This is a genomic window from Phyllobacterium chamaecytisi (assembly GCF_020164455.1).
GTDB classification, from domain to species: domain Bacteria; phylum Pseudomonadota; class Alphaproteobacteria; order Rhizobiales; family Rhizobiaceae; genus Phyllobacterium; species Phyllobacterium chamaecytisi.
The window spans coordinates 86009-110427 of sequence record NZ_JAIQWW010000019.1 but is presented as its reverse complement, the minus strand read 5'-3'; the positions used below and the strand labels follow the sequence as shown (position 1 = coordinate 110427).

23 protein-coding genes are annotated in these 24419 nt (G+C 55.8%); 11 read left to right on the top strand and 12 right to left on the bottom strand.

The window, feature by feature from the left end:
* Positions 1-109 precede the first annotated feature (109 nt).
* The 7 genes from LB462_RS24470 (at position 110) to LB462_RS24440 (ending at position 9566) form a co-directional block, all read left to right on the top strand.
* A complete protein-coding gene (locus LB462_RS24470; RefSeq protein WP_224513372.1) occupies positions 110-829 on the top strand; it encodes a c-type cytochrome in 720 nt (239 codons plus the stop codon).
* A 137-nt stretch (positions 830-966) separates the two neighbouring features.
* Positions 967-2847 (top strand): extracellular solute-binding protein, encoded by a 1881-nt coding sequence (locus tag LB462_RS24465; RefSeq protein WP_224513371.1) that lies wholly within the window; start codon positions 967-969, stop codon positions 2845-2847.
* Positions 2844-4715, top strand: coding sequence for an extracellular solute-binding protein (locus LB462_RS24460; protein WP_224513369.1), 1872 nt, complete (start codon positions 2844-2846; stop codon positions 4713-4715). The genes LB462_RS24465 and LB462_RS24460 overlap by 4 nt, the downstream gene beginning before the upstream one ends.
* A gap of 30 nt (positions 4716-4745) precedes the next feature.
* Positions 4746-5849 carry a microcin C ABC transporter permease YejB gene (locus LB462_RS24455; protein WP_224513359.1) on the top strand — a complete coding sequence of 368 codons (1104 nt, stop codon included), beginning with the start codon at positions 4746-4748 and terminating at the stop codon, positions 5847-5849.
* Entirely contained in the window at positions 5849-6988 is a 1140-nt protein-coding gene (locus tag LB462_RS24450) for an ABC transporter permease (protein ID WP_224513356.1), read from the top strand. The genes LB462_RS24455 and LB462_RS24450 overlap by 1 nt, the downstream gene beginning before the upstream one ends.
* A complete protein-coding gene (locus LB462_RS24445; RefSeq protein WP_224513353.1) occupies positions 6985-8610 on the top strand; it encodes an ABC transporter ATP-binding protein in 1626 nt (541 codons plus the stop codon). Before LB462_RS24450 ends, LB462_RS24445 begins: the two co-directional genes overlap by 4 nt.
* A complete protein-coding gene (locus tag LB462_RS24440; RefSeq protein ID WP_224513351.1) occupies positions 8607-9566 on the top strand; it encodes a 2-hydroxyacid dehydrogenase in 960 nt (319 codons plus the stop codon). Before LB462_RS24445 ends, LB462_RS24440 begins: the two co-directional genes overlap by 4 nt.
* Before the next feature lie 38 nt (positions 9567-9604).
* Here LB462_RS24440 and LB462_RS24435 read toward each other — a convergent pair whose 3' ends face one another.
* From LB462_RS24435 to LB462_RS24425, 3 genes are all read right to left on the bottom strand, one after another.
* Positions 9605-10477, bottom strand: coding sequence for a C40 family peptidase (locus tag LB462_RS24435; RefSeq protein ID WP_224513350.1), 873 nt, complete (start codon positions 10475-10477; stop codon positions 9605-9607).
* On the bottom strand, positions 10474-10824 hold the full coding sequence (locus LB462_RS24430) for a MarR family transcriptional regulator (protein WP_112526432.1): 351 nt from the start codon (positions 10822-10824) through the stop codon (positions 10474-10476). Before LB462_RS24430 ends, LB462_RS24435 begins: the two co-directional genes overlap by 4 nt.
* A 66-nt stretch (positions 10825-10890) precedes the next feature.
* A complete protein-coding gene (locus LB462_RS24425) occupies positions 10891-12261 on the bottom strand; it encodes a leucyl aminopeptidase family protein (protein ID WP_224513348.1) in 1371 nt (456 codons plus the stop codon).
* 132 nt (positions 12262-12393) lie between these two features.
* Between LB462_RS24425 and LB462_RS24420 the strand changes: the two genes are divergently transcribed.
* Positions 12394-13227, top strand: a complete 834-nt coding sequence (locus tag LB462_RS24420) for a tetratricopeptide repeat protein (RefSeq protein WP_224513346.1) — start codon at positions 12394-12396, stop codon at positions 13225-13227.
* Between the two features lie 69 nt (positions 13228-13296).
* On the opposite strand, the gene LB462_RS24415 is transcribed toward LB462_RS24420, so the two are convergent.
* The 9 genes from LB462_RS24415 to LB462_RS24375 form a co-directional block, all read right to left on the bottom strand.
* On the bottom strand, positions 13297-14319 hold the full coding sequence (locus tag LB462_RS24415) for a type II secretion system F family protein (RefSeq protein ID WP_224513344.1): 1023 nt from the start codon (positions 14317-14319) through the stop codon (positions 13297-13299).
* 10 nt (positions 14320-14329) lie between these two features.
* A complete protein-coding gene (locus tag LB462_RS24410) occupies positions 14330-15343 on the bottom strand; it encodes a type II secretion system F family protein (RefSeq protein WP_224513342.1) in 1014 nt (337 codons plus the stop codon).
* Positions 15344-15364: 21 nt separating this feature from the next.
* The gene (locus LB462_RS24405) at positions 15365-16846 is read right to left on the bottom strand and encodes a TadA family conjugal transfer-associated ATPase (RefSeq protein ID WP_224513340.1); all 1482 of its coding nucleotides are present in this window, start codon (positions 16844-16846) and stop codon (positions 15365-15367) included.
* Between the two features lie 9 nt (positions 16847-16855).
* Positions 16856-18136, bottom strand: coding sequence for a CpaE/TadZ family protein (locus tag LB462_RS24400; protein ID WP_224513338.1), 1281 nt, complete (start codon positions 18134-18136; stop codon positions 16856-16858).
* A gap of 45 nt (positions 18137-18181) precedes the next feature.
* A complete protein-coding gene (locus LB462_RS24395; RefSeq protein ID WP_224513337.1) occupies positions 18182-18862 on the bottom strand; it encodes a CpaD family pilus assembly protein in 681 nt (226 codons plus the stop codon).
* Between the two features lie 14 nt (positions 18863-18876).
* Complete coding sequence (locus LB462_RS24390; RefSeq protein WP_370637280.1) at positions 18877-20478, bottom strand: type II and III secretion system protein family protein; 1602 nt, start codon at positions 20476-20478, stop codon at positions 18877-18879.
* Between the two features lie 4 nt (positions 20479-20482).
* Entirely contained in the window at positions 20483-21277 is a 795-nt protein-coding gene (cpaB, locus tag LB462_RS24385) for a Flp pilus assembly protein CpaB (protein ID WP_209998118.1), read from the bottom strand.
* A gap of 173 nt (positions 21278-21450) precedes the next feature.
* Positions 21451-21975 (bottom strand): A24 family peptidase, encoded by a 525-nt coding sequence (locus tag LB462_RS24380; protein WP_224513335.1) that lies wholly within the window; start codon positions 21973-21975, stop codon positions 21451-21453.
* A 39-nt stretch (positions 21976-22014) separates the two neighbouring features.
* Positions 22015-22215, bottom strand: a complete 201-nt coding sequence (locus LB462_RS24375; protein ID WP_224513333.1) for a Flp family type IVb pilin — start codon at positions 22213-22215, stop codon at positions 22015-22017.
* Positions 22216-22545: 330 nt separating this feature from the next.
* On the opposite strand from LB462_RS24375, the gene LB462_RS24370 reads away from it, so the two are divergent.
* The 3 genes from LB462_RS24370 (at position 22546) to LB462_RS24360 (ending at position 24360) form a co-directional block, all read left to right on the top strand.
* A complete protein-coding gene (locus LB462_RS24370; RefSeq protein ID WP_112526448.1) occupies positions 22546-22989 on the top strand; it encodes a pilus assembly protein N-terminal domain-containing protein in 444 nt (147 codons plus the stop codon).
* Positions 22990-23111: 122 nt separating this feature from the next.
* A complete protein-coding gene (locus LB462_RS24365; RefSeq protein WP_224513331.1) occupies positions 23112-23693 on the top strand; it encodes a TadE/TadG family type IV pilus assembly protein in 582 nt (193 codons plus the stop codon).
* 49 nt (positions 23694-23742) lie between these two features.
* Positions 23743-24360 (top strand): TadE/TadG family type IV pilus assembly protein, encoded by a 618-nt coding sequence (locus LB462_RS24360; protein ID WP_224513329.1) that lies wholly within the window; start codon positions 23743-23745, stop codon positions 24358-24360.
* Positions 24361-24419: the final 59 nt, after the last annotated feature.

Here is a 24419-nt window from a genome sequence, read left to right as displayed (position 1 = left end):
CCTAAGCAAGTGTGCTGAACACAAAGCTCCGGCACTGCACGAGCAAGCGCCGCTATCGACTTTGTATTCAGTGTACTTGAACAGGACACAAGTGGAGCAATGATCGACGATGGAATCGAGCGCATTCAACAAATATGCCATGGCGTTTCTGGCAACCGTTTTCGTTGTCATGTCGGCAGGCATCCTGTCCGATGCTTTTTTCGATTCTCATGCACCTGAAAAGCCCGGTTATATTATCCAAGCCGCCGAGCCCGAAGCTGGCGGCGCAGGCGGTGAAGCCGCTCCTGCAGCGGCTGTGCCGATTGCAACGCTTCTCGCTTCTGCGGATGCGACACGAGGCGAAGCGGTTTTCAAGCGCTGCCAGGCTTGCCACACCGGTGAGAAGGATGGCCCGAACAAGGTTGGCCCCAATCTCTGGGATATTGTCGACCGTCCGATCGCAACCCATCCGGGCTTTGGCTATTCCGGCGCTATCAAGGATTTTTCCAAGGGCGGCCAGGAAAAGTGGACCTATGACCACCTCAACCACTTCCTGACCTCGCCGAAGGGCTACATCAAAGGCACGGCCATGGGCTTCGCCGGCGACAAGAAGGACAATGAGCGTGCCGACCTGATCGCTTATCTGCGCACGCTCTCCGACAGTCCAAAGCCGCTACCAACTGCTGATGCGGCGGCTGCACCAGCAGGCGATGCGGCAAAACCCGCAGATGCGGCGGCCAAGCCGGCTGAAGGTGCTGCTCCCGCTGCGCCCGCAGGTGAAAAGCCAGCCGATGGGGCAGCACCTGCTGCTCCAGCTCCAGCTCCAGCCGCTCCAGCACCCGCCAACTGATTTAAATAGCCATTTCGCGATAAGCCGGACCCAGTGCCCGGCTTTTTGCGTTCTTGGCTGGGTTTTTTCGGTGAAGGCCTGTTCTCTGCCGCATTTTCTCTTAGACTACCAGCAAAGAGAACCTGTGGAGATTTGATTTGCGATTTCGCCCCTTCGTTGCCAGCCTTGCGCTGCTCGCCATCGCTGCCGCTGGCACCGTCCAGATAGCTCAGGCCGCAGAACCGGAATGGCGGACAGGGACAAGTCTTCTCGGCGAGCTGAAATACGGTGCCGACTTCAAGCACTATGATTATGTCAATCCAGATGCACCCAAGGGCGGAACGCTCAACCAGACCAGCGAGGGTAGTTTCGACAGCCTCAATCCTTACGTTGTCCAGGGTACGCCCGCTTCAGGATTGGGTGCATTGGGAGGCGGCCAGCTCTACGATACATTGATGAGCCAATCCCTTGATCAGGTCGGAACAAACTATCCGCTGATCGCTCAATCCGTTGCTTATCCCGACGACTTTTCCTGGGTCAAATTCAAGCTCAATCCCGCTGCGAAATGGCACGACGGCGAGCCCATTACAGTCGACGACGTGATCTGGTCCTTCAACGTCTTGAAGGCGCAAAGCCCGCTTTACAACAAGTATTACCACGACGTTGAAAAGGCCGAAAAGACCGGCGACGGCGAGGTAACCTTCACTTTTACCAGCGGCGGCAACAGGGAACTGCCGAATATCATGGGCGATCTTGTCGTCCTGCCCAAACATTGGTGGGAAGGGACAGACGCCTCCGGCAAGAAGCGCGATATTACCAAGCCCACAATGGAGATCCCCCTTGGATCTTCGGCCTACAAGATCGAGAGCGTCGTTCCGGGTAAAACGATTGTCTGGGCTCGTGTCGAAAACTATTGGGGCAAGGACCTCCCAGTCAATGTCGGCCGCAATAATTTCGACCATATCCGCTATGAATACTTCCGCGACCAGAATGCCTCCTGGGAGGCCTTCAAGAAGGGCGGCTTTGAGGATTATCGAGGCGAAGCGAGCATTGGCCGCTGGATGCGCGGTTATGATTTTCCCGCTGTTGCGCGCGGTGACGTTATCAAGGCGATGTTTCCGCTCCGCTCATCGGGCCGCATGCAGGGATTCCTGATCAATACAAGGCGCGACAAGTTCAAGGATCCGAAAGTGCGCGAGGCTTTGAACTGGGCCTATGATTTTGAAAGCATGAGCAAGAATCTGTTCTTTGGCCAGTATAAGCGCATTAACAGCTATTTTGCCGGTTCTGAACTTGCTTCCAGCGGATTGCCGAGCGGTAAGGAGCTTGAAATCCTGGAGACTGTAAAGGGGCAAGTGCCTGAAGAAGTCTTCACCAAGGAATTCAAGCTCCCGGTCTACGACACGCCGCAATCGCAGCGCGACAATCTGCGCCATGCCGTTCAACTCCTAAAAGCGGCCGGTTATGACCAGAAGAATGGCAAGCTCGTCAATACACAAACGGGACAGCCATTGACCATCGAGTTTCTGGCAGATGATCCGTCAGCTGAGCGCTTTATCGGGCCGTTCATGGTAAATCTGCGCAAGCTCGGTATCGACGCACAGATTCGCGTCGTGGATAGCGCACAATACACATCCCGCCTCAACGATTTCGATTTTGACATCACGACACCAAACGTCGTCATGGCCCAAAGTCTATCGCCAGGCAATGAGCAGCGTGACTTCTGGAGTTCAGCTGCAGCGGATACGCCAGGGAGCCGTAATTATATGGGCATCAGGAACCCGGCTATCGACAAGCTTGTCGACCTTGTGATTTTCGCAAAGGATCGTGAGGAGCTTGTCGCGGCGACGCATGCGCTCGACCGGGTGCTGCTCTGGAATTATTACGTGGTTCCGCAATGGTACGATGATCGGATAAAAATCGCCTACTGGAACAAGTTCGGCATGCCGGAGAAGCAACCCGAATATACCGGAATCGACCCATTCTCCTGGTGGATCGATATTGCCAACGAACAGGCTCTGAAGGCGCGCACCGAATGACGCGACCTACCCGCCGCGATGTTCTGAAAATATCAAGCGCGACGATACTGACGGCATTGGCGCCGCGCCTTGCACTGTCTGAAGTCGCGACCGGAGTGCCTCTGCATGGGCTCTCAGCATTTGGCGAGCTGAAATATCCCAAGGATTTTACACATTTCGACTATGCCAGTCCCGATGCCCCCAAAGGCGGCACCTTCGCCTTCTCGCCATGGAGCTGGTTTTTCAACCAGTCGACGCAGACCTTCAATACGCTGAACAGCTTCTCGCCCAAGGGCGATGCGCCGCCGCGCATGGAGCTATGTTTTGATACGTTGATGGAAACGGCGCTGGACGAGCCAGACTCCATATATGGGCTGGTGGCGGAAACAGTGACCGTCTCTGCCGACCGCAATATATTCACCTTCAAACTCCGCCCCGAAGCCCGGTTCCACGATGGCTCGCCCCTCACCGCGCATGATGTGGTTTTCAGCTATCAGACGATACAGAAGAAGGGGCACCCTTCGCTTTTGTTGTTGCTGACCGAGATGAAGGAGATCGTTGCCGTTGACGATCACACCCTGCGTATCAGCTTTAGCGGCAAGCATTCCGACCGCGCCATTCTCGACATCGCCAGTATCATGCCAATTCTCTCAAAAACCTGGTACGCCACGCGCGATTTCGATGCCTCGACGCTCGAGCCGCCCCTGGCCTCGGGACCTTACCGGGTTGGCAGCGTTTCGGTCGGCCAGCGTATCGAATATGAGCGCGTCGAGGATTATTGGGGACGAGACCTGCCGGTCATGCGCGGCTTCAACCATTTCGACCGGATCAGGATCGATTTCTACCGTGACCGCCAGCCGGAATTCGAAGCCTTCAAGAAAGGCGATATCTTCTTCCGTCTGGAATCCACCGCCAAGACATGGGCGACGGAATATGATTTTCCGGCGATCCAGCAAAAACGCGTCATCAAGCGGGACTTTTCCGGTGAAAAGCGCCCGCAAATGCAGGCCTGGGCGCTGAACCAGCGCCGCGAACATTTCCGCGACCCGCGTGTTCGCGAAGCCATCGCCTTATGTTTCGATTTCGAATGGACACAGAAAAATCTGTTCTATGGCCGCTACGACCGTTCGCAATCGCTGTTCGAACAGTCGGATTTTCTCAGCTCCGGAAAGCCTTCGCCCGAAGAACTGGCGCTCATGGAGCCATTCCGCGATAAGCTGCCCGAAGCCATCTTCGACGAAGCGCTATTGCAGGCTCCCTCGGATGGTTCAGGCCGCGACCGCAAGAATCTGCGCCGTGCTTCTGAGCTTCTGACTCAGGCCGGGTTCAAGCGAGACGGCAACCAGTTGGTCGATGCGGGAGGCAAACCGCTGAACGTTGAAATGCTTATTCAGGCCGAGGTTTTCACGCGAGTCTATTCGCCCTTCATCAACAATCTCAAGGCAATAGGCATCAATGCCTTTTTGCGCCTTGTCGATCCCTCGCAATATCAGCTGCGCCTGCAGGATTTTGATTTCGACATGATGGGCATAGCCTATTTGCTCGATGCTACCCCAACGCGTGAATCCCTGGAGATCATGTTCGGCTCGAAGGCCGCCAGCGTACCCGGGTCGTGGAATTTTCCCGGCACCGCCGACCCGGTTGTCGATGGGCTTATCGCGAAAGTCAGCGAGGCGCACTCCCGCACGGAATTGATTTCAATCTTGCGTGTTCTTGATCGACTCTTGCGTATAAGACGCGACTGGATTCCAAATTGGTACGCAGCGAATCATCCGATCGCCTATTGGGACATGTTCGGCTTCAAGGAGCCGAAACCCGATTACGGTTTTCCGGTTGAGACGTTGTGGTGGCTCGACGAAGCAAAGGCGAAGGCAATTGGCAAGGTTTGATATTTTAGCGATGTTGAGAGGGAGCTCCTGATGGGAGCCTATATCCTTCGCCGTCTCGTTTTGATGGTTCCGACACTGTTCGGGGTTTTGCTTGTCTGCTTCGTCATCGTACAATTTGTCCCAGGCGGCCCGGTACAGCGCATCATAGGTCAGCTCACCGGCCAGGGCGGCAATGCCATGGACCGCATCGGCGGTGGCGGTGCAGATTTCGGTCAGAGTCAGGATCAGCTTGGCCTTGGTGAGGGCAACTCAAAATATCGCGGTGCACAGGGCTTAGACCCCGCATTCATCGCCAGCCTGGAAAAGCAATTCGGCCTCGACAAGCCTCCCTTGGAGCGCTTCGGTCTTCTGATGTGGAATTATGTGCGCTTCGATTTCGGCAAGAGCTATTTCCGCGATATCAGTGTCATTGATCTCATCAAGGAAAAGCTCCCTGTCTCCATATCGCTCGGCTTATGGATGACGCTCCTCTCCTATATGATCTCGATTCCACTCGGCATACGCAAGGCAATCAAGGACGGCTCGACCTTCGATATTTGGACCAGCGGCGTCATCATCGTTGGCTATGCGATCCCGGGCTTTCTCTTCGGTATCATGCTGATCGTGTTCTTCGCAGGTGGCTCGTTCTTCGACTGGTTTCCGTTGCGCGGGCTGACCTCGAACAATTTCTCGCAGCTCTCGTTTTTCGGCAAGATCGTCGACTATGCATGGCATCTCGCGCTACCGCTGACCGCCATGCTGCTTTCCGCCTTCGCGACGACGACACTGCTCACGAAGAATTCGTTCCTCGACGAGATTCGCAAGCAGTATGTAACCACAGCGCGCGCCAAGGGGCTCAGCGAGCGAAAAATCCTCTACGGACACGTCTTCCGCAACGCCATGCTGATAGTGATTTCCGGCTTTCCGAGCGCCTTCATTTCGATTTTCTTTACGGGCCAGCTTTTGATCGAGGCGATTTTCTCGCTCGATGGGCTGGGGTTGCTAGGCTATGAATCGATCATCAACCGCGATTATCCGGTAGTGATTGCCACCGTCTATATCTTCGCACTTGTCGGCGTCGTCGTCAGTCTCCTCTCCGATCTTCTCTATACGTGGATCGATCCGCGAATCGATTTTGAACGGAGGGATGTCTGATGGCGAGCGAGGTTTTACGCGCCCCCGCCATCCCGGTTCGGCGTCCACGCCTGTCGCCGCTCAACGCTCGTCGCTGGCAGAATTTCAAGGCCAACCGCCGCGGCTGGTGGGCGTTGTGGATATTCCTGTTCCTGTTCATTGCCTCGCTGTTCGCCGAGTTCATTGCCAACGACAGGCCAATCCTCGTTTCCTACAAAGGCGAAATCCTCTTTCCGGTTCTGGTCGATTACCCTGAGGAAAAGTTCGGCGGTTTCTATGCGGTCACTGACTATCGTGATCCGGTGATTCAGGACGAGATCAACGCCAATGGCTGGGCGATATGGCCGCCGGTCCGTTATTCCTATCGCACGGTCAACAATGAGTTGCCCGATACGGCGCCGTCAAAACCCTATTGGCTGTTTACGCCCGAAGAGCGTTGCGCCCGCTATCCGCAAGGGGTCAACGATCCGAATTGCACCTTTGGCAATTTGAACATTCTTGGCACCGACGATCAGGCACGCGATGTCTTCGCCCGTGCGCTCTACGGCTTCCGCATCTCGGTGCTGTTTGGCCTCATCCTGACAGCCGCCTCGGCGGTCATTGGCGTTACCGCCGGCGCCTTGCAAGGCTATTTCGGTGGCTGGCTCGATCTCATCGCCCAGCGATTTATCGAAATCTGGTCCTCTGTTCCAACCCTTTATCTGCTCCTGATCATGGCCTCCATCCTGCCGCCAGGGTTCTGGATTCTGCTTTGCATCATGCTGTTGTTCTCGTGGGTCAGCTTCGTCGGCATCGTGCGGGCCGAATTCCTCCGCGCCCGCAATTTCGAATATGTCAATGCCGCCCGCGCGCTCGGTGTGCGCGATAGAACCATCATGTTCCGGCACCTGCTGCCAAACGCAATGGTGACAACGCTGACCTTCCTCCCTTTCATTCTCAATGGATCGATCACCACGCTGACGTCGCTTGACTTTCTCGGTTTCGGCCTGCCGCCGGGATCGCCATCGCTTGGCGAGTTGCTGGCGCAAGGCAAGAACAATCTTCAAGCGCCGTGGCTCGGTCTCACCGGTTTCATCGTCATATCGCTGATGTTGTCGCTGTTGATTTTCGTCGGTGAAGCGACACGTGACGCGTTCGATCCGCGCAAGGCTTTCAAATGAACGCTCTCCTTTCAGTACGCGATTTGTCAGTCGCCTTCACCCAGAGCGGCCAGGAGTCGCTTGCCGTCGATCGCATCTCTTTCGATATCGCTCAGGGCGAGACAGTCGCGCTGGTTGGAGAATCCGGTTCCGGTAAGTCTGTAACTGCCCTGTCGATCCTGAAGCTGCTGCCCTATCCGCCCGCATCACATCCATCGGGCCAGATCCTCTTTAATGGCGAAGACCTCCTGGACAAGGATGAGACTGATCTGCGCCGGGTCCGCGGCAACGACATTACGATGATCTTCCAGGAACCGATGACTTCGCTCAATCCGCTTCACCCGATCGAGAAGCAGATCAGCGAAGTGCTGAAATTGCATCAGGGCATGGGCGACAAGGCGGCGCGTCAGCGCACGCTGGCACTGCTGGAGGAAGTTGGAATTCGCGAGCCGGAAAAACGCATGAACGCTTACCCGCACCAGCTTTCCGGCGGGCAGCGCCAGCGCGTGATGATCGCCATGGCGCTTGCCAACAAGCCAAAGCTGCTGATCGCCGACGAACCGACCACTGCGCTAGACGTGACCGTGCAGGCGCAGATTCTGAAACTGCTTGCGGAGTTAAAAACCGCACAGGGCATGTCGATGCTCTTCATCACCCATGACCTCGGCATTGTGCGCAAGATAGCCGACCGCGTCTGCGTTATGACAGGCGGCAAGATCGTCGAAACCGGTCCAACGAAGCAGATATTCGACAATCCGCAGCACGAATATACGAAGCACCTGCTCGCGGCAGAACCGAAGGGCAATCCGCCATCCGCCGACCTTTCGGCTGAACCGGTGATGCGCGGCGAGAACCTCAAGGTCTGGTTCCCGATCAAACAGGGCTTTCTGCGCAAAACCGTTGACTACGTGAAGGCGGTCGATGGTATCGACGTGACGATCCGGGCTGGGCAGACGCTTGGTGTCGTCGGCGAATCCGGTTCAGGCAAGACGACGCTTGGTCTTGCCCTGTCGCGCATGATTTCGTCCGAGGGCGTGATCCGTTTCGGGACCAAGGACATCAACCAATATTCGTTCAAGCAAATGCGCCCACTGCGCCGCGAATTGCAGATTGTGTTTCAGGATCCCTACGGCTCTCTCTCTCCGCGCATGTCGGTTACCGACATTATTGCCGAAGGTTTGCAGGTTCACGAGCCGAAGCTTTCAGTGGATGAACGGGATGCGCGCGTCGTCGCCGCGCTTAAAGAAGTCAATCTTGATCCGGAAAACCGTTTCCGTTACCCGCACGAGTTCTCCGGTGGCCAACGTCAACGTATCGCAATCGCACGCGCCATGGTGCTCAACCCGCGCTTCGTCATGCTCGACGAGCCAACATCGGCGCTGGACATGAGCGTGCAAGCGCAGGTCGTCGACCTTTTGCGCTCGTTGCAGCAAAAGCATAATCTGGCTTACCTCTTCATCAGCCACGACTTGAAGGTGGTCAAGGCACTTGCCAATGACGTGCTGGTGATGCGCAATGGGAAGGCAGTGGAATATGGCCCTTCGGAGGAAATCTTCGCACGGCCCAAGAGCGATTATACAAAAGCCCTGATGGCTGCGGCCTTCAGGATAGAAACGGCCGAACAGGGAGCGGTGAGCGAATGACTGGGAATGCGGATGACACAATCTTGTTGGCGGTGACGGGCTGGGACCCGGATGTCTGGCAAACCGAATTTGCCAAGGCCGCACCAGCGCGCAAGCTTGTGCTCGATGCCGACACGGCCAAGGACAAGATTCGTTATGCCTTGGTGTGGAAACAGCGGCCGGGATCTCTCATGGGCCTGCCCAACCTCGAGGTCATTTTATCGCTCGGTGCCGGTGTCGATCATATCTTCCACGATCACCAGATCCCGGATGTTCCCATTGTACGAATTGTTTCGCCGGACCTCACCATGCGGATGAGCGAATATGTCGTATGGCAGGTGCTCGACCATCACCGGCTCGGCCTGCGTTATCGCCAGCAGCAGACCCAGAAGGTCTGGCACGAGGATCGACGCCAGCCAGCTGCACACGAGGTGACGGTTGGCATTTTGGGGCTCGGCGTGCTTGGACGCGATGCCGCGCAGAAATTGCGCAATCTCGGCTTCCGCGTCAGCGGGTGGAGCCGCCGCCTGCAAACCATCGAGGGCGTCACAAGCCACTTCGGCAAGGATGGACTGAAGGATTTCCTCAAGGATGTGGACATCGTCGTCTGCCTGCTGCCATTGACGCCAGAGACTAAAGGCATTTTGTCGATGAGCATGTTCGCACAGATGAAGGCAGAGGGTCCGCTTGGCGCGCCGGTATTGATCAACGCCGGCCGCGGCGGCTTGCAGAACGAACCCGATATTCTTGCCGCGCTTGATCGAGGCATGCTGTCAGCTGTGACGCTCGACGTGTTCAAAACCGAGCCATTGCCGAAGGGTAGCCCGCTGTGGGCACATCCGCAGGTTGTCATCACGCCGCACGCAGCTGCAAGTTCCAGCCCCCAAGCGTTGGTTCCGGAAATCATAGCGCTGCTTGAGTCTTATGAGCGTGGCGAGCCATTGAAGAACATCGTCGACAAAGCGGCGCAATATTAGATGCCGATCATCTCTCCCCTTGAGAGAGATAAGAAGAACTAAAGCCGGCGCACCGCTGTCGGCTTGCCATAAAGATAGGCTATGCGTTCGATGGCCTCGCGCAACGGTTCGAGGGTGACACTCATCGTATGGCCGCTCGCATGCAGTAGCATGGAGTGGCTAGCCATCATCGCCGCGTGACCAGTCCAGAACAGGAAGTCGCCGCGCTGCAGATTATGATAATCCTTGTCCGGTTCGATCAGCTCTCCGATCGAAGCCGCCTGCATATCCGAATCGCGCAACACGCCCTGGCCGGTCATCAGCAGTGAAAGCTGGATCAGGCCTGAACAATCAATGCCAAATCCCGAAACGCCGCCCCAGAGATAGGGTGTGTGCATAAGCGTTTCCGCAACAGCCACATGATCATCCGTCACCTCGTCTATGGGCACGAGATGTTTGGCGATGATCGCCTCACCGCTTGGCAGCATGGCATAGAGCGTGCCGCGCCTCTCCTGCCCGCCGGTAACCGTAACAAGCGAGCCCATCGACAGCGCTTTGGTCCGCGGGAACTTCAGGTCAGAACCCGGGTAAACAAAGGTCCGCGGTGCGATGACGATATGGGTCGGTTCATGAGTGCGAAGGTCCAGCGTCGTGTCCACCACGTAGCCGACATAGCCATCGCGCTCGTTCTGGACCCAGCACCAGCCATTGTCGTCTTCGAAGACGAGCACATCGTCGCCGTAGAGAAACTGTGTGGTGATACCGGCGTCGCCTCGCGGTTCGGAGCGCACGTCGACCACTGGATCGGCGATGCGCATCGGCATGCCGGTGGTGAATCGCTCCGCTTCAACCAGACCGCGCAAGCTTTCGTCCGCAAGATCGGGGCGGAATGCGTTCAGCCGCTTGTCGAGATTTACAGTTTCAGCTTTCAAAGGGGCAATCCTCTTGCTTTGGCGATAATCAGGTCGCCGAGCCTTTCAACATACAGCGCACCTTTTACCGTTCTCTTGACGAGAACATTGCGCTTGTCCTTCTCATCGCGGTGTCGATCGACCAAACCGTAGGATCCCATTGTGTCGAGAGCGCGAGTGATGACGGGTTTTGTTACGCCGAGCTTTGCCGCCATACCCCGTATCGTGTGGGGCGGCGGTTCGAGATAGACCGTAAGAAGCACAGCCAGCTGCCGCATCGTGAGATCGTGGGCATCGTCGCGCACTTCCGACAGCGCAATTTCCTTCCACAATGTCAGTGCCTGAAGCGGTCTCAGCTCTATATTCATGAACGTTACCCGCGATCATTTCGGTTCCGTTCCATTCTAGCCGTTGCATCGAGGCACGCAAGGCAATCATTTGCTCGGGTAACGCTCTTTAAGAAGATGGTAAAGTGCGCGGATAGCCTGTGCCTCGCCCCCGATCGGAGCGTGCGGCTTCTCCACCGGGTTCCAGCCGAAAATATCGAAATGCGCCCAGACCTTCGCCTTGCCGACGAAGCGTTGCAGGAATAGCGCCGCAGTGATCGATCCGGCAAAGCCATCGGACGTGACATTGTTAAGGTCGGCGACACGGGATGAGAGTCTGGCGTCATAGGGTTGCCAAAGCGGCATGCGCCAGACGGGATCGGCAACCGCGTATGCGGAGGCCGCTACCTCCGAAGCAAATCCATCATCATTGGTGTAGAATGGCGGTAAATCCGGGCCCAGCGCGACACGTGCTGCGCCGGTCAGGGTAGCCATGTCGATGAGGATTTCTGGCTCGTCGTCATCGGCCAATGCAAGCGCATCCGCAAGGATCAAGCGTCCCTCTGCATCGGTATTTCCGATCTCGACGGTCAGGCCCTTGCGGCTGGTCAATATGTCTCCAGGGCGAAACGCATTGGCGGAAATCGAATTTTCGACCGCCGGTATCAGTACACGCAACCTGACCGGCAGCCTTGCATCCATGATCAGTCCAGCCAGCGCCAGCACGTTGGCCGCGCCGCCCATATCCTTTTTCATCAGGAGCATGCCGCTCGAAGGCTTTATATCCAAACCGCCTGTGTCGAAGCAAACGCCTTTGCCGACCAGTGTCACCTTTGGCGCATTTTTCTTGCCCCATGCAAAATCGATCAGGCGAGGTTCCTGGCTTCCTGCCCGTCCTACCGCGTGGATCATGGGGAAATTCTTCTTCAACAGATCATCGCCCTTGATCACGCTGAGCGTTGCCTTGTGTTCCTCGGCAACGTTCCGCACCGCTGCTTCCAGCGCTACGGGCCCCATATCGTTGGTCGGCGTGTTAATAAGATCCCGTGCCAGCATGACGGCCTTGGCGAGCCGTCTCACATCCGTCTCATCGGCGCCCTTGGGTGTCGAAAGCGTGACTTCAGCATCATCTTTTTTCGTGTAGCGCGTAAACTTGTAACCTCCGAGGAGAAACGCCAAAGCGGTGAGATCTGGCTCGCCGACCGGGCTCGCAATGTACCAGTCACCTTTTGGCAACGCACTGGCCAGCTTGCCGGCAACGAGCCGAATATCGTCCTTGCCAATGCCGAACAGAGCACCCGCAACGTCGCCGTTCTCCCCCGGAACAACAAGAACACGGGCAGCCTGGCCATCAAACCCATTGGCTTTGGCCCATGCAAGGGCAGTACTATCGAGGCCGGCCTCTTCCAATTCGCCTTTTTTTACGAACCAGATCGGCTTGCTGCCCGCCATTGTTCCGACTTTGATATCACTAGCCATAACGTTCTCTTCTCGCTCGTACTTTTGTACCGCGTCCTCAGGTCATTAACCGTCCGTTAGGGTTAACAGAATATTTCTAAGCCAAGGAAATGGTTAACGCACAGGTGATTTGTGCTGCGGATGGGGCAAACTATGACAAGCGTTGGCATTATTCAATGTAATCGCCGCTTCATTTATGCTGTTGCAATTGTCGCGTTGGCCTCCGGAATTTCGGGCTGCACGACCACCGACAAGACGACGACAGGATCGATCACCCCGGCCGCTACTACCACCGACACGCTTCCCGCTGGCAATTTCGATCAGATGAACCAGGAACAACTGATGCAGGCATCGTCCAGCCTCGGCAAGCGCTACGAAGCAAATCCCAAGGACAGGTCTGCGGCGTTGAATTTTTCCACTGTCTTGCGCATGACAGGCCGCAGCGATCAGGCCCTCGCCGTAATGCGAAGCCTCGCCATTGCCTATCCAAAAGATCGCCAGGTGCTTGCCGCCTATGGCAAAGCGCTTGCCAGCACAGGTGAGTTCGATGCGGCTCTCGACGCGCTGCGCCGTGCCCAGACGCCTGAATACCCGGATTGGAAACTGCTCTCCGCGGAAGGCGCTATTCTCGACCAAATGGGCAAGACGGGTGAGGCTCGTGATCTCTACAAGCAGGCACTGATCATCAATCCAAACGAAGCTTCCATCCTGTCCAACATGGGCATGTCCTATGTCCTCTCGGGTGAATTGGCCACCGCCGAGCAATATATGCGTCGGGCCGTGGGCGCGAAGGGTTCTGACAGCCGCGTGCGGCAAAACCTTGCACTTGTCGTTGGGCTGCAGGGCCGTTTTGACGAGGCCGAGAATATCGCCAAACAGGAACTTTCGCCCCAGCAGGCACAGACCAACGTGCAATATCTGCGGTCGATGTTGTCGCAACAAAATTCATGGAACATGCTGAAAGACAAGAAGCAGCCCAAGAGCTGATCGTTTCGTCCGACGCAACAAAACAGCCGCCCAGTCAGGCGGCTTTTTCGTGAGCGAACGATGATGTGCTTATTTTGGCGTTGCGGGGCCGAATATGCCGCCCTGAGCCTGTATCTGAATGGCAGCGGGTCCAAGAATGACGCAAAACAACACGGGAAGCAGAAACAGGATCATTGGCACTGTCAGTTTTGGCGGCAGTGCTGCAGCCTTCTTCTCAGCCGCCATCAAACGCATTTCGCGACTCTCGTCGGATAGAACGCGCAAGGCGGTGCCGATCGAGGTACCATAGCGCTCCGATTGAACCAGCGCCTGTACCACGGACTTTACCGTTTCAAGCCCTGTGCGGATCGCAAGATTGTCATAGGCTTGGCGCCGCTCCGGCAAGAACGAAAGTTCCGCATTTGTCAGGACCAGCTCCTCAGCCAGCTCGCCCGACTGGACGCCGATCTCTTCCGATACCTTTTTGAAAGCGGCTTCGATCGACATTCCCGACTCCACACAGATCAACAACAGGTCCAGAGCATCGGGCCATGCCATTTGTATGGATTGCTTTCGCTTGCCAGCAACATTTCTCACATAGAGATTTGGCAGATAGAAGCCAACATACGCGCCGGCAAAGCACGCCGCCAACCGAATAAGCGTCGATTTATCCGCAAGACCGCCCAAACCGAAAACATAGAGAATCGCAAGAGCGAGCGTTATAAATGGCAGGCCAAACCGTGCTGCCAGAAAGATATTCAGAGCGTTCTGTCCACGAAAGCCGGCCATGCGCAGCGCGGCGAGCGTCTTTTCGTCAGCGAGTGCCCGTTGCAGATCCAGCCTTTCGACAAACTGGCGTACGCCTTGCCGTTCCGTTAGCCGCAGGGACTTGCCGTTCTTGCGTCTGCTATCGCTCTCCGAAGCAAGACGTGACCTTTCACGCGATCTGATCTGGTCACGCTCAAGGGCAACCGATTTCATTCGCGATTTAAGCCCGCTTCCCGACAGCATGGGCATGAGGAAGGTAACGAGGGTAGCGAAAATCGATACCCCGACCAGAATAGCGAAAATGAATGCCGGATCCTGGATGGCTTTAGCAAAGGCGTTTACCATGCATCTCTCGCTAGAATTTGAAGTTGATCATCTTCTTCATCACCAGAATGCCGATCGACATCCACGTCCCGGCGCAAGCAAGGATGAAATTGCCGGTGTTGGTGTTGAAAAGAATCATGATGTATTGCGGGCTTGTCAGGTAAACCAAAAAGGCAACGATAAAGGGCAGTGCGCCGATGATATAGGCCGAAGCCTTTGCTTCCATGGACAGCGCCTGAACCTTGGCCGCCATCTTTTTCCGGTCACGCAAGACACGCGACAGATTACCCAAGGCTTCCGAAAGATTACCGCCCGCCTGAGCCTGTATCTGGATGACGATGCCAAAGAAACTGGCTTCTGAGCAGGGCATGAATTCGGACATGCGCATAGCGCCTTCGGGGATACTGACACCGACCTGTTGAGCATCGACGATGCGGCGGAATTCTCCACGCACGGGCTCCTGAGCTTCGTGCGCTATAAGCCGGATTCCATCGTTCAACGGAAGACCCGAACGGATGGCGCGGACAATCACATCGATGGCATTCGGAAACTCGTTAAGGAAAGCCTTGATGCGGCGGCGGCGGCGGAAATAGACGAACCAACGCGGCAGGCCAAGAGCCCCCGCCAAGAACAAACCTGGCGCAAGATAAAGCGGCGATCCGAACATCAGGCCGAGCACAGTGACCACGATGCCGGTAATAGCTGAATAGAGATAAAATCGCGGCATGGTGACCTTCATGCCCGCTTGCTGAATGAGCATTTTCAACGGCGGCGACTTGATATTCTTGTCGCGCAGCTTCTGGCGCTGTTCAAGATCCTTCAATGTATCGTGAACCGACTTGCGACGCTTGACCGCCTCGGCCTGCTTGTCGCGAACCGTGAATTTGCCAAGGCTATCCGTTGCGGCGAGCTTGACCTCTTTCAGTCGTTCGTCCGCCTTTTTCTGCCATGCAATAGAATCAAAAAAGAATACGTAGGCCAATGCGGCGACGGCGAGCACAACCAGTACGATGAAACCAAGTTGCGCGAGGTCAAGCCCGAACATTTTTGCGCTCCGATCCCACCATCATAGCTTCGCTGCTTCCATGGAATCGAGCGCATTGGCGAGCCGCCGGTCCTCATTGTAATAGCGCGCCCGCTCCCACATGTGCGGGCGGCCTATGCCCGTGGAGACGTGCTTTCCGATGAGACGGCCATTGGCGTCTTCGCCGGTGATTTCATAGACGACGAGGTCCTGCGTTATAACAACCTCGCCTTCCATGCCGATCACCTCGGTGATGTGGGTGATGCGCCGCGAACCATCGCGAAGGCGTGCCGCCTGAATAATAATGTCCACCGAACCGACGATGATTTCGCGCACGGTTTTTTGCGGCAAAGCAAAACCGCCCATGGCGATCATGGATTCCATACGGCTGAGACATTCCCTCGGGCTGTTCGAGTGGATCGTGCCCATGGAACCATCGTGGCCGGTGTTCATCGCAGAAAGCAGATCGAAGACTTCAGGTCCGCGCACTTCGCCGACGATGATCCGTTCAGGGCGCATGCGTAGGCAGTTCTTGACGAGGTCGCGCATGGTGACCTCGCCCTCGCCTTCGAGATTCGCCGGCCTTGTTTCAAGCCGCACCACATGCGGCTGCTGAAGCTGAAGTTCCGCAGAATCTTCGCAGGTGATGATGCGCTCATCCTTGTCGATATAATTGGTCAAGCAGTTAAGGAGCGTCGTCTTGCCAGAGCCGGTCCCTCCGGAGATAACGATATTGCAACGGACGCGCCCAATGATTTGCAGAAGCTCGGCGCCGGCAGGAGAAATGGCGCCGAAACGGACAAGCTGGTCCAGCGTCAGCTTGTCCTTCTTGAATTTACGAATGGTCAGGACCGGTCCGTCGATCGCAAGTGGCGGCGCGATAACGTTGACACGTGAGCCATCGGGCAGACGTGCGTCGCAGATGGGACTGGATTCGTCCACGCGCCTTCCTACCTGGCTGACTATACGCTGGCAGATGTTGAGGAGCTGCTGGTTGTCGCGGAAACGAACGCCGGATTCCTGTACCTTGCCGAGCACTTCGATGTACGTCTTGCGCGCGCCATTGACCATGATGTCGGCGATGTCATCGCGCGCCAGTAAAGGCTCCAGTGGCCCATAGCCTAAAACGTCATTGCAGATATCGTCGAGCAGCTCTTCCTGCTCCGAGATCGACATGGCGAAGTTCTTGATGGCGATGATGTCGTTGACAATGTCGCGGATTTCTTCGCGTGCCACTTCCGGATCGAGTTTCGACAATTGCGCAAGGTCGATCGTGTCGATCAGTGCGGCGAAAACCTGCGATTTCGTATCGTAATAAGCTTCGTTTTTCTCGCGCAGCGGCGCGACAGGCTTCGGCGTTTCGACGGGCGAACGCTTGGGCTCCAATATATCCCGCGGCAGTCCGGCCGGCGCGATGCCCCCTCCGCCAAGAGGTAGCGCCGTCTCCAGGGCTGGCGCCCGAAACTCCTGAACCTGGCTTCCACCGGCCCCGCTTGATTGGGGATTACCGCGTTTACCGAACATGATTTCTCTTTACTGTTTCTTTCGCTTCAACCGGGAGAGTACTGACGACAATCCGGGCTTCTTCTTGGGCTTCAGTGTCATGCGACCAGTCAGGATATGCGCGATCTCGTTAATGCTTTGAACAATGGGATTAGCCCCATCCGTTTCCGCCAACATCCGGCCATTGTTAGCCGCGCTCCCGAACAGCGCAGGCTCGAAGGGGATCTTGGCGATCGGTAGAATTCCAAGCGGACTGCAGAAATCGAGGGGGGCAATTTCAGGGCGTTTGGGCACACCGACCTGATTGAGGATCAGTCTTGGCGGGGCGTCATTGGGGCGAAGTTGCTTTAGGGTATCGAGCAGGTTTTTTGTATTGCGCAGATTTGCCAATTCTGGTGATGCAACGATAACGACTTCATCGGCCCGGGCCAGCGTTGTGCGCGTCCAGCCATTCCATGTGTGCGGCACGTCCAGAACGACGTGGGGAACGGATCTTTGCGCCACATCGATCAGGTGCGCAAAGGAATCGTCGCGGAAATCAAAAACGCGATCAAGCGTCGATGGTGCCGCCAGCAGCGAGAGATGTTCGGCGCATTGTGCCAACAGACGGTCGAGATACACGTCATCAATGCGTTCTGGCGAAAAGACCGCTTCGGCAATTCCCTGCGCCGGGTCCTGGTCGAAGTTGATATTCGCCGTGCCATAAGGCAGATCCATATCGGCAATAACCACCTCGCTCTTGAAGAGCGACGAGATGGCCCAGGCAATATTGTGCGCCATTGTGGAGGCGCCGACACCGCCTTTGGCGCCGATGAAGGCAATCGAATGGCCGAGCGGCTTTGCTTCCGGATCGACGAACAGGCCGCCTATGACGCCGACAATCTCCGACAGATCGATCGGCGCGACCATATATTCCGATATACCGTTGCGGATGAGTTCGCGGTAGAGCCAGACATCATTGAAATGTCCGATGATCACGACCTTGGTCGAAGGGTCGCACACCTCGGATAGAGCCGTCAGGTTCTGCAACATATCGCGTGGCGCCGCCGACGTTTCAAGCAGAATGAGATTGGGCGTCGGCACAGTTTGGAACAGTTCAACGGCCGTGTCTACGCCACCCATATGGACCTGAACGTGGGTTTTGGCCATGCGCCGGTCTTCGCTGGCACGAGCTATCTGCTTTGCAACGCCATCGCTTTCACAAAATGCCTGAATCGATATGCGGGGTATCGGCCGGTGCGCGTGCAAGCCTATACCCGGTGATCGCTCGCCACCAAGCTGGTTTTCTGTTTCGAAGGCCACTTGACTCATTTTAGCATTCCGCTTTTCAAAGAGAGTTGGTTGCTCAAGACCAGCTTAGTACTCAACTTCCTGTGCCGTGATTGGCTCGGGTGTAGGCGCATTTCTGTAGTCATCGATCACGACAATTCGCCGCTCCGCATCGATCGGAGATGTTGCGCGCGGTCCGAGCAAATCGGCGGGGTTGGCGAGCTGTGCAGCAAAGTTGTTTTGACTGGCGCAGCCGAAATTGGCGTAATGCCTGTTTTCAGCGGTTTCGAGTAAATCCTTTGGCCATTGGCCGCACGTATTGGTCGATGCCGTCATGGCCGAAAAGGACAAGCGAATCGGGGCGGAATCTTCTGGACCAGCCCGATAACGTTCGCTGGAGATGTTGAACGGCTTCACGCCATGCCTCCGCAACGTCGCGGCAATATCTCCTCGCAACCTCGCTGCAGCACGTTCATTGGGCGAACCATCAGGGATGAGAATGTGGATAACACCGGATCCGTTTGCCCGGTAATTGGCCGCAGCACGATCGACAATGCTTCGCTGGGTTATCGACAGTTTTGTATCGGCGTGGCCGACCGGTATATCGGCGACCTGCTCTTTTTCAGAAATGACGATCGGATGATTGGTCCGGTAGTCATCTGGAATGCCTCCCGTCACATCGCGCTGCTGGGCGCATCCTGCAAGCAGGGTTACGGCCAGCAATGCCAGGACCGGCTTCATGCGGAGTTTCTTGTTCACGTTCGACATGATCCGTTCCTCGTTCATTTGTAGATGTACCCGACGGAGCCCTCGTACTGGCCCGCAGGCAGACTGGCTTCCTTGGCGCCGTAGACACGATTGACCTTGCCGAGGAATATCCCAGCGGCGTCACTGGCCGGATTTAAATTGTCGTCGGGGCGAGCCAACGCAGAGCGTGCGACCGGGCGGACGAGATAAGGCGTAATGATAATGACCAACTCGCTTTCATTCCGCACGAATTCTCGACTTCTAAACAGAGTGCCTAGTACCGGAATCTTCGACAAACCCGGCAGACCAGATATCGCAGCCCGGTTTTCGTCTCGCATCAGTCCTGCGATCATCATCGAGCCGCCGGAGGGGAGTTCCACGGTTGTGTCGGCAAGGCGCTTGCGTATGGAAATGAGATTTGTCGAAGGTGCTGGTGCTAGATTTCGGTTAAATATTCCATCGAAATGGGGATTTGTTCCGGCAGACAAACTCACGGAACCTTCCATCGTTGGTTCCGAAACCGACGTCCGGACTTTCAAACTGATCCGCCCTGGTGACAATACAACAGGAACGAATTCGAGCCCGATACCGTATTCAATCTTCGTAATTTCATATGCGGAGCGTTCGGCTCCAGTCCTGGAGTTCTCGGAGACAGATTGCCCGGTAACAAGATTGTACTCGCCACCCACCTTGAATGTAGCCTTCTCGCCAGACACTGCCGTCAACGAAGGCTCGGCCAAGGTCTTCATTACGCCAGCGCTTTCCATGGCATTGAGATATGCGTCGATAGTTGTGCTGCCTATCGAAATGGGAGCGGACACCCCAGTGTTGGATAATGCCTTGCCTGCCAGCGAAGCGAGATTCTCGGAGCTGAAAAAGATACCGTCGGACTTTGTAGAGCCAATAAGATTGACGCCAAGTTGCTTCATCACGGTGCGGCTGACTTCTGCGACAGTTACCTTCAGCGTGACCTGATCGTCGCCAGCAATTTGGATCAGATTGACGATCTTGCTCTTCTGACGCGCCTCGTCCTGATCGCCGATGACGACGCTGGTGCCACCGGCCCCGCCACTGACAGCAGTCTGCTGATATTGTCCCGTCGTCGCCTCGCCACCTGAAACGAGCAATGTGGCAAGATCGGTTGCTCTCTTCGCATCCAGCGGTGTCTCGACCGATCCCGTCAGAATCACGTTGTCATTCATCAGCTCGACTTTGATGTTCGAGTCAGGGATGTATTTTTTCAAAGCGTCTTCGAGACCGGCGACATCGCGTTCGATCATCAGATCGAAGCTGGCAAGTTGCTCGCCATTTGGTCCAAAAACGAAAATGTTCGTTTGCCCGACTTGCTTGCCGAAGAGATAAATGCGGCGTGCCGTGCGGGTCACGGCATCGGCGACGCCCGGATTGGCCACAAGGATATCATAGGCGTCTGCTGGAAGATCGACGACCAGGGATTTGTTCAGGCCAAGATTGATGCGCTTGTTCATGCCCTGGCCCTGGTTGAGCCTCACGACATTGCTTTCGGCAATCGCCATGCTTTGTATTGTAGGAACCGCGAGAGCGCAGCCAAGGGCGAAAGCCATTGCTGTCGATGGGCGCCGGAAACCGTGTTTGAACATCTTTGTCTCGCTTCCCATTTTATTATTTCCGCCCCAGGATTTCGGTCACGGTGCCGGACTTGATCAACTTCACGTTGCCTGCCCTGCCGGGTGAGTTGACGAGATATTCGGCGCCGGGTCCCGTCTGTTCCTGCGCGTCCTGTACGGAGCGCAGAACCAATGACAGGCGAGCAGCCATCTGCTGAGCGACAGTCAGGATTTCGGCTTGCTCCGGCGTGAGTTCGAGCGTGGCGGTGGAACCAACTTTGGTCTTATCACCCTTTTCGTCCTCCTGAATTGTCTGGTCGATCGCCAGCACGCGAATGTTGCTCAGAATGGTTTCCGTGGCGTACTGCTTCTGCTCACCTTCCATCTGCCGGATCATGATCACATCGACATAATCATCCGGCAGGATAAACCCGCCTGCGCTGGTCTCGGCTGCAATCTGTGTCGCAACGGCGCGCATACCTGCCGGGAGCTGTGCGGACATGAAGCTCTGGCCCTTGCCGATCAATTTGGCTTCACGGATCGGCTCTCCGGGGAAAATCTGCAGGCGGACTGTTGAACCTTTCAGTTCTTCTTCCGCATTGGGTCGTTCGGAACGTTTGATGTATCCGTCAGCGACCGCTTCCTCCGGCCATTGTTGCCAACGCATCTGCCCTTGCACTTCGGCACCAACGCCGAGATTTTCGGTGGCGACCAGAACGTCCTGCAGCTTGATCTGCGGACCGGCATCGGCGACAACCGTAACATTGGGTTTCATATGCGTGGCGATGTAGCCGGCCGCACCCGCAGCAGCGACCGCTACGACCAATATGACAAGACGAGCTTTTTGCATTGATGTGCCCCACTAGACTTTCGTCTTAGATACTTTGGTCGCACATTGACGTGTTAATCGTGTAATTAAGGTTAACGTATTGCTTAAAAGTATGATTAACGGCGCTTAACGTTTACTATTTAAGCTATTGCTTGGCCCGGAGACTGCGCTTCGGGATCAATCCCAAACATTGCTCAACTATGAGCAAGACGATCGATAACCCAAAGGCCGAGGGGTGACGACGGAAAGGCCAGCAGTCCGGCAAATCCGAGCGCTATTCCATAGGGCACGCCTTCGCCTTTCTTTGCGAGGCGGCGCATGAATTCAAATCGCTCCGTATAGACCCGCGCAACAAACGAGCCGCGGTAGTGCAGGATCAACATCGTCAACATTCCGCCAAACAGCGATAGCGTTACCAAGTACTGCACCAGTTCCAAATTCCAGCCCAACCAGAGTGCCGTCGCGGCCATGAGCTTCGCGTCGCCGCCACCCATCGTTCCGGTGGCAAATAAGGCAAAAGTGGCTGCAAGCACTGTCACAGCCGCAACAAAGTGCATCCCATAAACATCCCAGGCCATACCGGTCAAAGGCGCAATGATCATGAAGGATACAATCAGAATAATTGGAACCCTGTTCTGTATGGTCATGGACAACAGGTCGGACGTGGCGGCAAACACCATGGCAAACGGAAAGATGACAAGTATAGCTGCTTCAACCATGGTTGTGTTCCGGCGAAAAAGTGATCGATTCCTGTCGGGTCATCTGTTGGCGGCTTCCGTCACGTCATTGGTGAAACTCGCGTACAGATCCTTCAACGATGTGCCGAGCGTACCTGCACCAACCATAATGCCTATGCTGATGATCGAAGCGATCAACGTGTATTCGATGGCTGTCGTGCCCGATCTATCGCGCAGAAAATCGGCGAAGACGTCGAAGATGATCTTTACGGGTCGCTTCATGTCGAACTCACGCTCATGCCTCTGGCGTCACTGAATACTCATGGAAAGTAGGTGCCGCTCATTGCATTCGGCTTAAGAAATACCGTTACGAAAATGTAAACCACCATGAAACCTTAAATCACGTCACCAGAGGATGAAAAATACCGGTCCGATTTGGTATAAATTCTAACTATACTGTTTCTACAAATTTAACCGCCCTGGCGAGTCTCGTCGGCGAAGGCGCAGCGGAATGGCTGCCTCGCATATACTTTCATTATCTGTTTGAAGATTTAAGCTTTCCTTCACCAATCCCCGCCATGGTTAACCGAACAATTTTCGAAGGGCTATCCTATGGTTCACGTCAGAAGCCGAAGCATCCGTTCCTGTGTCCTCACAACGGTGCTGACCCTGGCTGCAGTTTTGTCGGTTGCGCCGGCAACGCAGGCCGATACCGGCATCCACATCGTGATGAACCAGGCAAGAATCCTCAAACTCGCCCGTCCAGCCGATACGGTGGTCGTTGGAGACCCGGAGATTGCCGATGCGGTGGTCAAGGATTCGCGTACGGTCGTTCTGACAGGCAAGGGCTTTGGCATCACCAATATCGTCATCATCGATGCGGACGGCGCTGCTATCGTCGATGACCAGGTCATGGTCAGCCGTAGCGTCGCCAATACGACCCGCGTCTATCGCCGGGCCTATGTCCAGACGCTTTCGTGCACGCCCTATTGCGAGACCGCGCAGAAAACCGCTGCCGAGAAGGCATCCGACGCGCAAATCGGCGGCGGCGGCTAGGTCGACGCGGGATAGGGTTGAGAAAAAGTAAATCCATTGCCAGCAATTTGCCGTTGTCCCCAAACGAGATTCTAATATCTGACGTGTAAGAGTTGTCTTCGGGCTAATTGCGCGGGGAAACCATGTTCGGGAAAATGCATAAATTCTTTGGCACTGCCGAAGCAACTGACCGGCCGAAGAGCACGCGCCGGTCTATCGCGGCGCGGTTCTTCGCCAACAAGCGAGGGACGGTTGCAATCGAATTCGCGATGATAGCATTGCCCTTCTTCCTGCTGATCTTCGCCGTAATCGAGGTGAGCCTGAGTTTTACAGCCCAGCAGGTCATGGCGAACGCAACGGACGATATTGCACGCCAGCTACGCACCGGTGAGATCAAGACCCTCAATCTGACTCAGCTGAAGCAAATGGTTTGCACCAGATTGCTGATGCCGGCGGCGAACTGTCCCGACCTGGTTGTGGATTTGCGCACCTACACCACCTTCGCCCTCGTTCCCAAAACGATCCCGCTCAAGATAGGTGGCGATGTCAATTCGACTGGATTCAAGAGCGCACCGGGCGGAGCCAGCACCATCAACCAGCTGCGGGTCTTTTATCGCTGGCCGATTTTTACCGATCTCATGAAACCTCGCATCGCCACCATCGATGGAACAGGAAAGATACTGCTTTTCTCGTCCGCGACCTGGAGAAACGAACCCTATCTCTGAACCGGCACCTTCAAACAAGCATTCCTTCATTCTTCCGAAAGTGTGACGCATGGAAGCCTATAACAAACAAAAACCGACCGCAGTCTCGTTGCTGAAATGGATGCGGAGCTTTCTCCGCGATCGGCGCGGTGTCGCGGCGCTGGAGTTCGCACTGATCGCGCCTGTCATGATCGCGCTCTATATGGGTAGCGTGGAGGCTACTGCGGGACTTGATCTCAACAAAAACCTCGGCCGTGCCACCAGCATGGTCGCAGATCTGGTTACTCAGCAACAGACCATCACCAAGGCGGATATCAAGGATATCATGGATATCGGAACGGCGACGCTTCTGCCCTATACGCGCGACACGCCGCAGATCACCATCACCGCCATCGACATATCTGCAGCCAGTGTAGCGACAGTTGCGTGGTCAAGGCGCAAGGTCAATCTGGTCTACTCGAAACCTTATGTGGCCGGAAGTGCAGTGGCTCTTGATCCAAATATCCTGATCCCGAGTACGTCGGTGATCCGGGTCGAGATGTCGATAGGCTATGTGCCGCTCATGGCCTTCTATATGAAGAATGTGATCACGAAAGCAAACGGCACTTCGGCGATCGGAATAACCATGCCAAAGACCGCCTACGGACGCGTGCGGCAGGGTGAATCAGTCGCCTGTTCAGACTGCTAATCGCAGACATTTGTCATTGCGCAAAGTTTCACCTATCTGTGGGGAAAAACCCTATCGGA